Raw genomic sequence first — 15,870 nt, 5'->3', positions numbered from 1 at the left:
TGCTTTGAATAATTACGGTCAATTACTTATTTAAACTCAACCAATCTCTTGGTTTTAAATAATAATCGGTGAGACGTTTTTCAGGCGAGTTTTCATCCCATTCAGGGCGATACGACCAGCCTGCAAGATTCGGTAAACTCACTAAAATGGATTCAATACGTCCACCTGTTTGCAGGCCAAACAACGTACCACGGTCGTAGACTAAATTATATTCAACATAGCGACCACGACGATACAATTGGAATTCACGCTGAGCTTCGGTGTAAGGCTGTTCACGATGCTTTTCAAAAATAGGCAAGATTGCTTCTAAATAACCATTACCAACGGCTTGAATATATTTAAAGCAAGTTTCGAAGTCCCATTGATTTAAATCGTCAAAGAATAAACCACCCACACCACGTTGTTCATCACGATGTTTTAAGTAGAAATAATCATCACACCATTGTTTATGTTCAGCATAAACATGTTCGCCAAATGGTCGGCATAAGTCATAAGCGGTTTGATGCCAGTTTTGAATATCTTGATCATCTGGATAGAAAGGTGTGAGATCAAAGCCACCGCCAAACCACCAAACAGGGTCTTGACCCTCAGGTTCAGCAACAAATAAACGTACATTTGCATGTGAAGTTGGGATATTGGGATTTTTAGGATGAATCACTAAAGAAACGCCCAACGCTTGTGCTTTTGCACCTGCGATTTGAGGATGGCGTTCCGTTGCAGAAGCAGGAAGTTTACTGATGTTGATGTGGGAAAACATCACTCCGCCTTTTTCAATCACTTCACCATTTTGCAAAACGCGAGAGCGACCACCGCCACCTTCGGTTCGTTGCCAATCATCAATGATAAATTCAGCGGTACCACCGCCTGCACGTTCCTGTTGTTCTAATCCTGCACAAATACGTGCTTGTAAGTCGAGTAAAAACTCGCGAACACGTTGAATATCAGCTGAAGTTGGATGCTGCATGATGATCCTCTTGATAATATCTAAGAATTACTTACATCAAAACATAAAACCATAAAAAAAGTAAGGAATTTTTGAATCTATATTCAGATACATGATTTAGGATGAAAAGTTTGGAGAGCCAAGAATACTTTTTATTTAGACTGCGCAGCGCGATTCTTTTCGATAAGACTATTAATTTCTTCGTTATATAGCCAAGTATTTAAAATACCTTCAGAACTTTCCAAGCCAGTAATATCTAAAAAATGTTCAAATGTACCTGCAACTTGCTCTCTATCATCTGTATCAAGTGAGTCAGGATCAATTTGATGGATACCTACAGAAAGTATTTTCAGTAGCTGTTCTTTACTTGGTTGATCCGAGTGCTGATAAAGCTGGATGTACGCTTCAGCAGTCTGAGCTACTTTTTGATTTAATACTCTTTTCAATTGATTATCTTGAACGCCTGTATATAGATAGCCATCACTTAAAAAATGATCTTGCTGTTTAAACTTATGTAATTGATTGATAATTTTAGTATTTAAAGGGGGTGCTTTATGCTCATTCGCTTGAGTGTAGCCACTTAGTAACAGGAGACCTGTTACTAAGAAAATATTTAATAATTTCATATTAATAAATACTCTTTTAATGAGTGCGATGACTCTACATTTAGAAGTCATCTTTTTGATAGAGATGATCCATACGCTCACGTTTGGTCTTTAAATATTGTTCATTAAATGGGTTACGACCTACTGTTAACGGTACACGCTCAACCACATTAATGTCTAAATCAGTTAGGGCTTTAAGTTTTAACGGGTTATTCGTAATTAACTTAACTTCTTTAATTTGTAGATGATCCAGCATAATGCTACACATATCATAACGACGCGCATCAGCAGGAAGATTTAACAATAAGTTAGCATCAACTGTATCATGCCCTTGATCTTGTAAAGCATAGGCGCGAATTTTATTCGTTAAACCAATCCCACGACCTTCTTGGCGTAGATATAAAATCACACCTTGACCTGCTTCATTAATCAAACGTTGAGTCGCTTGTAATTGAGGACCACAGTCACACTTTAATGAAGCGAAAGCATCACCTGTTAAGCATTCTGAATGAATACGGACTAAAACAGGTCCTGTTGGGGGAGTTTCTAAACCTTTAGAAAGCGCCACATGTTCTTCGCCTGTTTGAGGGTCTTGAAACACAGAAATATTGAAGTCACCAAAAGCAGTTGGTAGCTTTGATGTTGCAATAAATTCAATCGGCACAGAGAGCTCGCTATGTTAGTAAAAACTGTCAAAGTATAGCTTAATGTGTGAAGATTGAGTGAATTGCAAGTTCTGATTTTTCACATAAGTTTTTCTTTTTCATAGAAAGCACACAATAATGGTTGATAAACAGTGACATAATTCAGGATAATCTGTAAGTCAGTTGTTTAAGATTGGCTTGAGAATGTTCAGCACTACATCATTCGCACATGTGGCTGATTGAAGGTAGATCGTATTTAATTGTATGATTGTCCCCATTTAACCCAGCTTCGGATTTGCCAGGCTTAAAAAGGCTTTGCCACATTATGTTGTATACCGAAATTCCAACTCAACGTCCTGTTACGCCATTGTTAGATGGAATTGATCATCCACAACAATTACGTCAGCTCGAGCAAAGCCAACTCGCACAAGTGGCGGATGAGTTGCGTCAATATATTTTGTATGCGGCAGGGCAAAGCGGTGGCCACTTTGGCGCAAATTTAGGTGTGATTGAACTGACAGTTGCTTTGCACTACTGTTTCAATACACCAGATGATCGTTTAGTTTGGGATGTGGGTCATCAAGCATATCCACATAAAGTACTGACGGGGCGTCGTGAGCGAATTACTACGATTCGTAGTAAAGATGGTTTAGCTGCTTTCCCTGCGCGTGAAGAATCTGAATTTGATACCTTTGGTGTAGGACATTCGTCAACAGCAATTTCTGCGGGTCTAGGAATGTCGCTTGCGCGTCGTTATCAAAAAGATCCGTGTGATGTGGTTGCAATTGTTGGTGATGGTGCAATGACAGCAGGTATGGCATTTGAAGCCATGAATGATGCGGTTGCACATGATGCTGATCTGATCGTTGTTTTAAATGATAACGATATGTCGATTTCATGCAGTACTGGCGGTTTTGCAAGACATTTAGCTGCAATTTGGGAAACAGGTCAACTGGTGAATGTCGACGAACATGGTCAAGCCTATGTTCAGCCACATCCGAAGTGGACTTATAACTCACGGTTACATCAATCTGCAACAGATGCTGCGGATAACTTATTTAAAGCGATTGGTTTTGATTATTTTGGGCCATTTGATGGACATGATGTTGAACAACTCACACAAGTTTTCCATGCGCTAAAAAAACGTAAAGGCCCTCGTTTAGTTCATATTTATACCAAAAAGGGTAAAGGATTTGCGCCAGCTGAAGCAGACCCGATTACCTATCATGCGATTACTAAAATTGCACCTACAGCATCTGCTCCTGCAAAAAAATCACCGCCTAAATACTCAGATGTGTTTGGACAATGGTTATGTGATGAAGCAGCGCAAGATGATCGTTTACTCGCAATCACCCCAGCAATGTGTGAAGGTTCAGGGATGGTTCAGTTTGCAAAGCAATACCCTGAACGTTTCTTTGACGTTGCGATTGCTGAACAACATGCAGTGACTTTAGCAGCGGGTATGGCGTGTGAAGGTTTAAAACCTGTTGTAGCAATCTATTCGACCTTTTTACAACGTGGTTATGATCAATTGATCCATGATGTTGCTTTGCAAAATCTAGATGTCACTTTTGGGATTGATCGTGCTGGTTTGGTCGGTGAAGATGGTCCGACCCATGCAGGTGCATATGATTATGCCTATATGCGTACTGTACCTAACATGGTGATCATGGCACCAAAAGATGAAAATGAATGTCGCCAGATGTTGCATACGGCATATCACTATAATGGACCAACTGCCGTACGTTATCCACGTGGTGTTGGTACAGGTGCTGAAATTCAACAGCAAATGACTGCTTTAGAAATTGGTAAAGCTGAAATCGTTGCGCAATTTAATCAGGACGTAGATCAGCAGATCAGTATCCTTGCTTTTGGTAGTCGTGTTGCAGCATCAGTTGAAGCAGCAGAATTATTTGCAAGTAAACATTCGGTTGCCGTACGTGTGGTCAACATGCGGTTTGTAAAACCATTAGATGAGCAGATACTTCGTGACTTAGCTGCAGACACAAAACTTTTTGTGACTGTAGAAGAACATGCGGTTATGGCGGGTGCGGGAAGTGCAGTAAATGAATTTTTAGCACATGCTCGAATTTTAAAGCCAATTGTAAATCTCGGTTTGCGTGATACATTTTTACATCAAGCAACTCATCAGCAAATGCTTGCAGATTGTGGTTTAGATGGACAAGGGATTTTTGCTTCAATTGAGAAAGCTTGGTTATAGATCGCTAACGCTTTGTAAATTAGAAAATAATCTTTCGCAAACATTTTTTACCTAAAAGCCCTTATATTTGATAGAATATGAGGGCTTTTATGCATTATTCTTTGTCAAAATCTTCAAATTTGTAGTGGGTGTTCAATGGAACCTATGGTGGTTATGGCTGCGCGTGCGGCTCAAACAGTTGGTCAAGAGCTTTTAAAGGCACATCAAAATCGTCATAAACTCGATTTACAAGTTGAAGAAAAAGGCATTGATGGTCCAGTAACACGTGTTGATCGTTACTTGGAACAACTTACAATTGATACACTTCGCAAAAGCTATAAAAACCACAGCTTCCTTGGTGAAGAGTTTGGCATGCAAGAAGGTAAAGGTCACGATGCAGATTGGTGCTGGGTGATTGATCCTTTAGATGGTACTCAAAACTTTATCAACGGTTTCCCTCATTTCTGTATTTCTATCGCAGTACAACATAAAGGCGTAACTCAGCACGGTGTGATCTATGATCCAGTGCGTGATGAATTATTCTCTGCAAGCCGTGGTCGTGGCGCAGTCATGAACCAACGCCGTATCCGTGTCAATGTTAAAGACTCTTTAGAAAGCACATTCCTTGCGGTAGGTCATCCTTATCGTGCGAAGCGTAACGGGGAAATTGTTTCTTATGCAGAGCAACACTTTGCTTCGTTATTGGCAGTGACTAAATCTGGCGCGCAAATTCGTCGTGGCGGCTCAGCTGCTTTAGACTTGGCATATGTTGCTGCGGGTCGTTTTGATGGTTTCTTTGAGCTTGGCTTAAAACCATGGGATATCGCTGCGGGCGAATTAATCGTGAAAGAAGCGGGCGGTGTGGTTGTGGATGCTCGTGGTGGTAATGAATCATTTGATAATGGTCAAGTACTTGCTTGCTCATTGAAAATGTTAAAACCACTGATGCAAACAGTTGTTCCAGCTTGGGGCGATGCTGCAAAATAAATTTTAGATTAAAAAACCCTCAATAATTTGAGGGTTTTTAATTATGATCTGATAATAATGAAGGAGTTATTTTTATACTTTCATCTTCTTTAATCGGTCAGATAAAAATAATAAAGGTGACCCAATAGAAAAACCTATTAAAAAGGGTGACTTTTAAAATTATTCTGCTATAATCCGCCCACGCACTTAAATTCCAGTTCATTACCTGAACATTCAGTTCTATTCATATTAGCGCACGCTGTCCATAGAGAGGACCATATCTTGCGCCCAAATCGCTTAGCGATTCTTCAGGTTGAGGCAGTAATCAAGCGTGCGTTTAGTCCACATCGTCGTTATTCGGATTGCCGCTGAACTTCATCTATTTTCAGCTTGAGTCGCTTTGCCGCTTTTTGCCGATGTCTATTTTTTGTATTTATTAAAATGGAGCACCCATTAGGGTGAAACTCTCTATGAGCAAAACTTTTGCCGAATTTTCTTTGCACGAAACCTTACAACAAGCCCTAGAAGGTTTAGGTTTTACAAGTCCAACTCCTGTGCAAGAACAAGCGATTCCAGCTGCGTTAGATGGAAAAGATTTATTAGTTTCAAGCCAGACAGGTTCTGGTAAAACTGCAGCATTTTTACTCCCTACATTAAATGCTTTGGCAGGTCAGGAAACTTTTGTGCCATTTAAAGAACGCATGAAAGCTGTGACTCAACCAAGCATCTTGGTTTTATGTCCTACGCGTGAATTGGCTCAACAAGTAAGCCAAGATGCGATTGCATTTGTACGTCATATGAAAGGTGTTCGTATTGCTGCAATCATGGGTGGTATGCCTTTTGGTAAGCAAATTCAACAGCTTAAAGGTGCACAAGTGATTGTTGCAACGCCAGGTCGTTTGCTTGACTTGGTAAATCGTCGCCAATTGAAACTTGATAAAGTTGAATCGTTAATCGTCGACGAAGCTGACCGTATGCTTGATCTAGGCTTCTCTGAAGATTTAGAAGCAATTGGTGAGTTAGCTGCAAACCGTAATCAAACATTAATGTTCTCTGCGACTTTTGCTGATCGTATTATTCGTCTTGCTGAACGTATGATGAATGATCCACAACGTATCGCAATTGAGACTGGTCACAGCACTAACACTGATGTAACACAAACATTACATTGGACAGATGGCTTTGAGCATAAGAAAAAATTACTTACTCACTGGTTGTCTGACGAGTCAGTAGATCAAGCTGTTGTCTTTGCAAGCACGCAAGAAGATACAGATATGCTTGCTGAAGAATTGGCTGAAGCAGGTCACTCAGTTGTTGCATTGCATGGTGCTATGCCACAAACCGTTCGTAACCGTCGTTTACGCAGCATCCGTGAAGGTCGTGCAAAAATCTTAGTTGCAACTGACGTAGCAGCACGTGGTTTAGACGTACCAACTATTTCTCACGTGATTAACTTCGGTTTACCGATGAAAAACGAAGATTATGTACACCGTATTGGTCGTACAGGTCGTGCAGGTCGTACAGGTCAGGCGATTACACTTGCGACTTATCGCGAGCGTGGCAAAATCCGTGCGTTAGAAGATTACTTAGATGCACGTTTAAATGTATCTGAAATTGAAGGTTTAGAGCCATCTCCACCTCCTGCTCGTTCAGGTCGTGATGGTGGCGGTCGCGGTCGCGGTGGTCGTGATGGCGGCGGTCGTGGTCGTGGTGGTTTTGGTGGCGGTCGTCGTTTTGAAGGCGAAAGCAATTTCAAACGTCGTGAAGGCGGTGAAGATCGTCCACGTCGTAGCTTTGATGATAAACCACGTGGTGAACGTCCATCATTTGGTGGTGAAGATCGTCCACGTCGCGAATTCAATTCTGATCGTCCACGTCGTGAAGGTGGTTTTGACGACCGTCCACGTCGTAATTTTGATGATAAACCACGTGGTGAACGTCCATCATTCGGTGGTGAAGACCGTCCACGTCGCGAGTTCAATTCAGATCGCCCACGTCGTGAAGGTGGTTTTGAAGATCGTCCAAAGCGTAGTTTTGGTGGTGAAGACCGTCCACGTCGCGAGTTCAATTCAGATCGCCCGCGTCGTGAAGGTGGTTTCAATGATAAACCGCGTTTTGATTCGAATGATGACAACCGTGGTAACCGTGTAGATTACAAACCACGTCGTGAAGGTAGCTTCGGCGACCGTCCAAAGCGCGATTTTGGTGATCGCCCACAACGTGAAGGTGGTTTTGGTGACCGTCCAAAACGTAGTTTCGGTGGTGAAGATCGTCCAAAACGTACATTCGGTGGTGAAGACCGTCCTAAGCGTAAATTTGGTGAAGATCGTCCAGTACGCGGTACACGTGAAGAAACTTTCGGTGGCGACCGTCGTCGTAAAAACGATTTCTAATCATTAAAAACCGATAAAATGAAGAAGCCAGTTGAAAAACTGGCTTTTTTATTTAGGATTAGTCATGTAAAATTATAAAAATGTATACTAATTCAAATTTTATAGAAGAAATGAATAAACTTAAACAAAATAAAAGTCTTTTAAGTCAAATATGGTCATTCATTTGTGGTGAAGGGTTGCCATGTCTATTTGTTATTTTAATGCTTTGTAATGGGTTGTTTTTTGCATATGCACTTATTGCACGCAATAATACCGATTCTTTGAATGCAAGCTCACAACATGAGTTGAGCACAGAAGTTGATAAAAAGAACAATTACATAAATTAATAATCTTCATACGTAGCATATCAAAATAAAAACAAGCGCTTAATCTTTCAGTGTATAGTATGCGTGCATAAAAAGTGCAGGAATGAATGCCAGTATGAATAACAAATCTCCTCTCGATGCTGAAGCCCTCATTGAAGTTAAAAACTTGAGCTTTAACCGAGGGGAACGCGTCATTTATGATGATGTCAGTCTTAAAATTCGACGTGGTCAAATTACTGCAATTATGGGACCTTCAGGAACAGGTAAGACCACTTTGCTCCGTTTGATTGGTGGGCAGTTAATCCCTGATCATGGTGAAGTATTGCTCGATGGTAAGAATATTGCAGCCATGTCTCGTCCAGACTTGTTTGCTGCACGCGCACGTATGGGGATGTTATTCCAGAGTGGTGCGTTATTTACTGATATGTCAGTTTATGAAAATGTTGCATTTCCTATTCGTGCGCATACACAATTACCAGAACATTTGATTGCTGAGTTAGTCGCTTTAAAGTTGGAGTCGGTTGGGCTACGTGGTGCTGAACCCTTAATGCCATCTGAACTTTCAGGAGGTATGAATCGTCGTGTTGCCTTAGCGCGTGCGATTGCACTTGATCCAGAATTGATTATGTATGATGAGCCATTCGCTGGCCAAGATCCAATTGTTAAAGGTGTTCTAACACGATTGATTCGTTCTTTGCGTGAAGCTTTAGACTTAACAACAATTATTGTCTCGCATGATGTCGCAGAGACATTATCGATTGCTGATTATATTTATGTGGTTGCTGAAGGCAAAATTCAGGGTGAAGGTTCACCTGAGCAGCTACAGGCACATGCTTCCCCATTTGTACGTCAATTTTTAACAGGCTCAGCTGAGGGTCCTGTTGAATATCAATTTACTCATCAAGCATATTTAGATAACGAGGTTCGTGCATGAATACGATTGCCTGGTTAGGTAGACTCGTTATTGAGCGAATAAAGGGGATAGGTGCAGCATCACTTATGCTCATCCAGATTTTATTTTCAGCGCCTTCAAAGGGTGGCTTTCAACGCTTTGTCTATCAAATGCATCGTGTTGGGGTCATGTCTCTGCTGATTATTGCTGTGTCAGGTTTGTTTATTGGCGCTGTCCTTGGCTTACAGATGTATAGCATTTTGGTCACTTTTGGTAGTGAAGCTATGTTAGGGACTGCGATTTCGTTAACTTTGTTACGTGAACTTGCTGCGGTTGTTGCTGCATTACTATTTGCAGGGCGCGCAGGCTCGGCTCTCACTGCCGAAATTGGGTCAATGAAACAGAGTGAACAATTGGCCAGTATGGAAATGATTGGCGTTGATCCACTTCGTCAAATTGTGGCTCCGCGTTTGTGGGCAGGTATTGTGAGTTTGCCGATGTTGACTGTGATTTTTGCAACGATCGGTATCATTGGCGGCAAGTTGGTTGGCGTAGATTTTTTAGGTGCTGATGAAGGTTCTTTCTGGGGTGGTATGCAAAGTACAGTTCAGTTTGGGCATGATATTTTTAATGGCACTATTATTAAAAGTATTGTTTTTGCGCTGATTTGTACATGGGTTGCGGTCTATCAAGGTTATGCTTGTGATCCAACACCAGAGGGTATCGCGACTTCGATGACCAGAACGGTCGTATATTCTTCACTTTGTGTATTAGGTTTTGATTTCGTGTTGACTGCGGTCATGTTCGGAGGGATTTAATGAAATCACGTACTAGTGAGCTGGCCGTAGGTATTTTTGTGATTATCTTCGGTATCGCTCTATTTTTTCTTGCGATGAAAGTTAGTGGTTTAGTGGGTACAAATCTACGTGATAGCTATAGCATGACAGCGCAGTTTGATAACGTAAATGGTTTAAAACCACGAGCAAAGGTGTCCATGAGTGGTGTGACCATTGGTCGTGTAGAATCTATTACGCTTGATCCAGTAACACGTTTAGCAACAGTTAAGTTTGATTTGGATGGTAAATTAACCAGCTTTAATACTGAGCAATTAAAAGAAGTGCAGAAAAATGCCTTAGAAGAATTGCGTTATAGCTCAGATTATCAACAAGCTGATGCTGCGAAACAAAAAGCAATGGAACAGCAACTTATCAGTAACATGACCTCCATCACCAGTTTGGATGAGGATGCTTATATTATGGTTGCAACCAATGGCTTACTGGGTGAGAAGTATTTGAAAGTTGTACCAGGTGGTGGTGTGAATTACCTAAAGCGTGGTGATGTTGTTTCAAATACCCAAGGTACAATGGATTTAGAAGATTTGATCAGTAAATTTATTACTGGTGGTGCTGGTAAAGCCACATCAAGCTCAACAACTTCAGAGAGTTCGGCATCGCAGCCAGTTGCTACTGAAGCAGAACCATCATTTGTTGAGTAATTCAGGTTAGGAGATTGAAGTGAATACATTATTGAAACAGACGTTAACAGCAAGTGTATTATCAACCATGCTTGTGAGTGCTGCATTTGCAGCACCAACAGAAACCCCACCTGATTTTGTTAAACGTGTGGCTGATGGTTTAATTACACGTCTAAAAGCAGATCATGCGAAATTACAAAGTAATCCTGCTTTAGTTAAATCGATTATTCGTCAAAACCTTGATCCGTATGTTGATTCACAAGCATTTACACGTATCGTATTAGGTACGTATGCAAACAATCAATATACAACTGCTGCGCAACGTGCTCAGTTTGAACAAAATTTCCGTGCGGTGATTATTGAAAACTATGGTGGTGCTTTCGCTAAATATACCAATCAAAGTTATACTATGCGTCCTTTTAAGTCGACCAATAGTAAGAATCCCGTTGTTACATTAGACTTCTTACATAATGGTGAGAAAATCCCTGTATCGTTCCAGTTGACAGATAAAGGCGACCAATGGAAAGTCCGTAATATTAATGTCTCTGGTATTGATTTAGGCTTGCAATTCCGTAATCAGTTTGCTGCTACTGTTCAGCGCAATGGTGGTGATCTGAATAAAGCGATTGCAACCTTTAAGCCAGATGCAGATGCTGCTGTTAATAAAAAATAAGTAGGTGACGGGTGATTCAGTATATTGATCAGCAATTAATTGTTTCAAAAACAATTGATTTCTCGAATGCACAACAGGTTTATCGAGCAGGTTTAAAGCATATCCAGCAACATAAGAGTTTTCCTCTCATTGTTGATCTGGGTCAGCTTGAACAAGGAAATACCCTTTCTTTAGCGGTATTGGTGCAATGGCTGCGTCAGACACCTGAAAGTAAAGGGCTGCATTTTAAAAATGTGTCTGATAAGATGCTGAAAATCATCCAAGCCTGTCATTTGCAAGATGATTTGAAATTGATATGAAAAAAGTCTTGTAATAAAAAAGCACCGCAAGGTGCTTTTTTATTAAATCCATTTCTTCCAGCGGAAGTACACCATTGGGAGTACAAGGAACGCCATCAGGATACTCGCTACAATCCAGAAACTCAGACTACCATGTGCGAAAGGTAAGACCTCAGTGTTCATGCCATAAATACTAGCAATCAGCATCGGAGGGGCAAGCATACTTGGTAAGATCGAGAATCGACGAATTGTGTCATTCTGTTCGGTGTTAATAAAACCTGATGTGGTATCCAGTAAGAAGCGTACTTTCTGGAATAGGAAAGCATCATGTTCCACCAGTGAGCGAACATCCTCACTTAACTCCCGAATGTCGGCATCATAAATATGGCTGCCCAAAGCGCGTGGGCGAGATAAAAAGGTCAGTACCCTACGCAGGTCAATCAAGCATAGCTGGGCTTTTCCGAGCATATCTTCCTGCTGTGCCAGCCGTGTAATCATGTCATCCAGATCGAGCAGGGTTTCACGGTGATGGTTATTCAACACTTCGGTTGAGTATCTTTCCAAGTCTTTGTGGATATCTTCAAGGATATCCGCAAGCTCATCCAGCTTGGCCTCAAGCAGACCAAGCAAGATCCATGTGGGATCTTTATAGTCCATATCGTAATCATTACGGCGTGCACGCGCACGGAAGGCACGAAATGCAACTAATTTTTCGCCACGCATGGTAAACAAACGATCTTTATGCAGAATGAAGGCAACGGTTTGTACTGTTGCAAGCATATGAGATGATTCATCTGTATCGCCATCGACCTGATAATTTTTATTCTTTGTTAAAAAATATGTACTGATATGCAAGATACCATCATCATCACGGTAAAATCGTGCGGATGAGGAAATGTCTTCAAGTGATTTTAATGTTGGTAGGTTTCGCTCGTAAGCATCAAATACCCACTGTTGTTCTTCTTGAGATGGAGCAATTAGATCAATCCAAACCAATTCAGGGTGGAGATCAAAACTCCCATTGATTGTTGCATCTTCTAGACTACCGCGCTCTGTGGCATAAAAGGCTTCAAGCATGTCTTTTTTCCTCGCGCAGCCAATGTGAGATTTTCAGCATTGTACCGAAAACCAGCGTGTATTTTAGACAAGGATGAAACGAAAAACACTTGCCTAAACGTTAATTTCTAAAAAATCTTGTTACACAGCCTACTTTATCAGCATGACAGTTATATAAAACAGTTTTAATTGTATGAAATCTATATGTGTTTTTTGTGTGAGGCTGCCAGATTACGGTTCTATTCATCTAAAAAATTATCGTTGTCTAGATAAGTCATGGCTGAGCAGGACAATACCGAATTTATGGTTCTTTAGTTCTATTGTAATGAATTCATCGGTTGAAATTTAAGTGTGAGGAAAGGGTATTGAAAACGATTACTGTCGCTGCCGCTGTCATTTTAAATGAGCAAAATCAATTGCTTTTGGTTCGTAAGCAAAATACAGAAGCTTTTATGCAAGTAGGCGGCAAGCTAGAAAGTAATGAAGCGCCTGCAATTGCAATACAGCGTGAAATTTTAGAGGAAATCGCGTGTGAATCTGAGATCAAACAGTTTATCGGGCGCTTTGAAACGGCGGCTGCAAATGAGCCTGATCATTTGTTAGTGAGTTATGTTTATGAGGTGAAACTGAAACAAACACCACGTATCGCTGCGGAAATTGCAGAGATGAAATGGATTGATTTAGACGATCAAACCACTGTACTGGCACCACTGACTAAAGAAGTGGTGATTCCATGGTGTCAGCAAAATTTAGAGAACTAGCATTATTACGGATAGGGGCTGCTAAACAAATACTATAAACCTGTTGGCAGCCAAGTTGTTGCAAGACTTGAGATAAGGCGGTAATTGAACTGCCCGTTGTGACGACATCATCGACGATCAAGACTTTGCGATAACGAAGATGATTGGGCGGCGCAGCCACAAATTGCTGTTCAATATTTTCTAGTCTTTCGATGCGCGATAAGCCTTTTTGCGAGTGTTGATTCAAGCGTTGTACAGGTTGCCAGATAGGGATATTTAAGCTTTTACTAAGTGCTTGGGCCAGTAACAGCGTTTGGTTGAAACCTCGTTCAACTAATCGATCAGTTGAAATCGGCATTGGAACGACGGCATGAACTTTAGGAAGCTTGAGTTGTTGTAGCAGTCCTTCCAATAGTCGTTGATGATGCAGTTTTTGTTCATATTTAAATTGCTGAATGATGCGATCAATCGGATATTGATAATGGCATACAACGAATATTTGTTGTTGATTACGTTGAATGGATTGTTTTAACCAAGGTAACTGATTCCAACAACTTTGACATACTCCATATTGCTTCCTAATCCCAATATCACACAGGCTACATGGCGTTAGATAATCAAAGATTTGTTTTGCTGATGTTTGAATTAATTTAAACATAGGCGTATCTTGGGGCTTCAGGTAGCCAGCGTTTTAATAGTCCATCAGCATGTTGTGGATAGTCTTTTAGAATTTGTTCAGCCACATAATGGGCTTGTGTGAGTAAATGATCATCACGTTCTAAACGTGCCACACGGAAGCCCATATCCCCAGTTTGTTTTGTTCCTAAGAGTTCACCCGGACCGCGTATTTCCAAATCTTTTTCAGCAATTACGAAGCCATCATTACTTTCTCGTAAAATAGACAGTCGCTCCTGACCATTTTGAGACAAAGGTACTTTGTAGAGTAGAGCGCAAAAACTAGCGGTAGCACCACGCCCAACACGCCCTCGAAGTTGGTGCAATTGCGAGAGACCCAAACGTTCAGCATTTTCAATCACCATGATGGATGCATTCGGCACATCGACGCCAACCTCAATCACGGTAGTGGCAATTAACAGTTGTGATTGATTATCTTTAAAAGCTTGCATGACCGCTTGTTTTTCATCTGCTTTCATTTTGCCGTGGACTAGACCAATATTGATGTCTGGAAAGCGTTCCTTAATTTCTTGATAGGTGGCTTCGGCGGCTTGAGCATCTAGGGTCTCAGATTGTTCCACTAAGGTGCAGACCCAATATGCTTGTTTACCTTCACGACAGTTGCTGGCAATCCGTTGCAGGACTTGTTCACGGCGATCTAAAGGAATTGTTACGGTTTGAATTGGGGTGCGTCCCGGGGGGAGCTCGTCAATAATTGAAGTATCTAAATCACCATAGGCACTCATAGCCAGCGTGCGGGGAATGGGGGTTGCTGTCATCACCAACTGATGCGGCGTGAACTGGTTTGCGCCCTTGTTGCGTAGGGCAAGGCGTTGATCGACCCCGAAACGATGTTGTTCATCAATAATAACCAAGCCTAGTTTAGAAAATTCCACGGCATCTTGGAATAAAGCATGCGTACCGACAATAAGTTGTGCATGCCCTTGTTTAATTTGTTGTTCAGCTTGTGTACGTGCTTTGCCTTTTTGTTTGCCTGAAAGCCATGCCACTTGGATGCCTAGTGGCTCAAACCAGCGTTTAAAATTTAAATAATGTTGTTCTGCTAAAATCTCAGTCGGTGCCATCAGTGCAACTTGCCAGTCTGCTTCTAGTGCATGGCAGGCTGCAACTGCTGCAACGAGTGTTTTACCTGCTCCTACATCACCTTGGACTAAGCGGAGCATCGGTTGATTTTGCTTGAGATCTTGCAAGATTTCCTTAGAAACTCGTTTTTGTGCATTGGTCATTTGAAAAGGAAGACCATCTAATAATGCCTTAGCCAAGACTTTACTGCTATCAAAACGAGGTGCAGCAATTTGGCGGATATAGGCACGGCGTGTTAATAGGCTAATTTGATGGGCGACTAGCTCTTCAAAAATTAATCGTTGTTGGGCAGGATGCGAACCTTGATTGAGTTGTTGCATGTTGGCATCAACAGGTGGCTCATGAATATATTCTAATGCTTGTTTAAGTTCATAGCCGTTGCTGTATTTAGTCGGTAATAACTCAGCCAAGTCATCGCTATGATGTTGTAACGCCTGACGAATATATTCACGTAATTTAGGCTGCGTCAGACCTTCAGTGCTAGGATAAATTGCAGTGAGTTGGGTTTTGGGTAACGGCGTATGCTGTTGGATGACTTGTATTTCTGGATGATACATTTCAAGACCGCGCGCTCCAACACGAACTTCACCGAATATTCGGAGCTGTTGTCCCATTTTGATGCGATCAGTTAGTCCCTTATAAATATGATAAAACCGTAAAGTGACCTTGCCAAAATCATCTTGTAATAAGGCTGCAAGTGATTTCTTTTTGCCCGGAGGAAAATCTACGGATCGAACCTCACCTTCGAGCAAATAACTTCGTCCAACAACCAGCTGATTCATTGGAATAATGGTGCTACGATCTTCATAGTCACGCGGAAGATGAAATAACAAATCATCCGTGCTAAAAATATGAAGCTTTTCTAATAGGGTTGCTGCGGCGGCACCAACACCTTGTAATTGCTGGATTGAAGTCATCTCTA

The 15,870-nt window shown here is 41.3% G+C and carries 15 protein-coding genes; 9 read left to right on the top strand and 6 right to left on the bottom strand.

From position 1 onward, the window contains the following. Positions 1–22: 22 nt before the first annotated feature. From hemF to ribA, 3 genes are all read right to left on the bottom strand, one after another. Positions 23–964 carry an oxygen-dependent coproporphyrinogen oxidase gene (hemF, locus tag CDG59_RS05725; RefSeq protein WP_087544125.1) on the bottom strand — a complete coding sequence of 314 codons (942 nt, stop codon included), beginning with the start codon at positions 962–964 and terminating at the stop codon, positions 23–25. A gap of 131 nt (positions 965–1,095) precedes the next feature. Beyond that, the gene (locus CDG59_RS05720; RefSeq protein WP_087544124.1) at positions 1,096–1,569 is read right to left on the bottom strand and encodes a DUF4844 domain-containing protein; all 474 of its coding nucleotides are present in this window, start codon (positions 1,567–1,569) and stop codon (positions 1,096–1,098) included. Positions 1,570–1,609: 40 nt separating this feature from the next. Further along, positions 1,610–2,212 carry a GTP cyclohydrolase II gene (gene ribA, locus CDG59_RS05715; protein WP_004660293.1) on the bottom strand — a complete coding sequence of 201 codons (603 nt, stop codon included), beginning with the start codon at positions 2,210–2,212 and terminating at the stop codon, positions 1,610–1,612. Positions 2,213–2,517: 305 nt separating this feature from the next. Between ribA and dxs the strand changes: the two genes are divergently transcribed. From dxs to CDG59_RS05670, 8 genes are all read left to right on the top strand, one after another. Next, a complete protein-coding gene (gene dxs, locus CDG59_RS05710; RefSeq protein ID WP_087544122.1) occupies positions 2,518–4,413 on the top strand; it encodes a 1-deoxy-D-xylulose-5-phosphate synthase in 1,896 nt (631 codons plus the stop codon). Positions 4,414–4,548: 135 nt separating this feature from the next. After that, positions 4,549–5,379, top strand: a complete 831-nt coding sequence (locus CDG59_RS05705; RefSeq protein ID WP_087544121.1) for an inositol monophosphatase family protein — start codon at positions 4,549–4,551, stop codon at positions 5,377–5,379. A 449-nt stretch (positions 5,380–5,828) separates the two neighbouring features. Further along, positions 5,829–7,751, top strand: coding sequence for a DEAD/DEAH box helicase (locus tag CDG59_RS05700; protein ID WP_087544119.1), 1,923 nt, complete (start codon positions 5,829–5,831; stop codon positions 7,749–7,751). Positions 7,752–8,171: 420 nt separating this feature from the next. Beyond that, positions 8,172–8,990, top strand: a complete 819-nt coding sequence (locus CDG59_RS05690) for an ABC transporter ATP-binding protein (protein ID WP_005156344.1) — start codon at positions 8,172–8,174, stop codon at positions 8,988–8,990. Beyond that, positions 8,987–9,766, top strand: a complete 780-nt coding sequence (mlaE, locus tag CDG59_RS05685; protein ID WP_004660307.1) for a lipid asymmetry maintenance ABC transporter permease subunit MlaE — start codon at positions 8,987–8,989, stop codon at positions 9,764–9,766. Before CDG59_RS05690 ends, mlaE begins: the two co-directional genes overlap by 4 nt. Next, positions 9,766–10,443, top strand: coding sequence for an outer membrane lipid asymmetry maintenance protein MlaD (locus CDG59_RS05680; protein WP_087544117.1), 678 nt, complete (start codon positions 9,766–9,768; stop codon positions 10,441–10,443). Before mlaE ends, CDG59_RS05680 begins: the two co-directional genes overlap by 1 nt. A gap of 19 nt (positions 10,444–10,462) precedes the next feature. Further along, positions 10,463–11,095, top strand: coding sequence for a phospholipid-binding protein MlaC (locus tag CDG59_RS05675; RefSeq protein WP_087544115.1), 633 nt, complete (start codon positions 10,463–10,465; stop codon positions 11,093–11,095). 11 nt (positions 11,096–11,106) lie between these two features. Beyond that, the gene (locus CDG59_RS05670) at positions 11,107–11,394 is read left to right on the top strand and encodes a lipid asymmetry maintenance protein MlaB (RefSeq protein WP_087544113.1); all 288 of its coding nucleotides are present in this window, start codon (positions 11,107–11,109) and stop codon (positions 11,392–11,394) included. 42 nt (positions 11,395–11,436) lie between these two features. On the opposite strand, the gene CDG59_RS05665 is transcribed toward CDG59_RS05670, so the two are convergent. Beyond that, positions 11,437–12,450, bottom strand: coding sequence for a CorA family divalent cation transporter (locus CDG59_RS05665; RefSeq protein WP_087544111.1), 1,014 nt, complete (start codon positions 12,448–12,450; stop codon positions 11,437–11,439). Between the two features lie 344 nt (positions 12,451–12,794). Here CDG59_RS05665 and CDG59_RS05660 point away from each other — a divergent pair, with 344 nt between their 5' ends. Then, entirely contained in the window at positions 12,795–13,190 is a 396-nt protein-coding gene (locus CDG59_RS05660) for an NUDIX hydrolase (protein ID WP_087544109.1), read from the top strand. Here the strand turns inward: CDG59_RS05660 and CDG59_RS05655 are convergent. After that, positions 13,144–13,827 (bottom strand): ComF family protein, encoded by a 684-nt coding sequence (locus CDG59_RS05655; protein WP_087544107.1) that lies wholly within the window; start codon positions 13,825–13,827, stop codon positions 13,144–13,146. The two genes, CDG59_RS05660 and CDG59_RS05655, sit on opposite strands and share 47 nt — an antisense overlap. Continuing rightward, positions 13,820–15,865 carry an ATP-dependent DNA helicase RecG gene (gene recG, locus CDG59_RS05650; protein WP_087544105.1) on the bottom strand — a complete coding sequence of 682 codons (2,046 nt, stop codon included), beginning with the start codon at positions 15,863–15,865 and terminating at the stop codon, positions 13,820–13,822. The genes CDG59_RS05655 and recG overlap by 8 nt, the downstream gene beginning before the upstream one ends. Between the last annotated feature and the right edge of the window lie 5 nt (positions 15,866–15,870).

It is taken from the genome of Acinetobacter sp. WCHA29 (genome assembly GCF_002165335.1).
Taxonomy (GTDB): domain Bacteria; phylum Pseudomonadota; class Gammaproteobacteria; order Pseudomonadales; family Moraxellaceae; genus Acinetobacter.
This window is presented reverse-complemented; position numbering and strand designations above follow the sequence as displayed.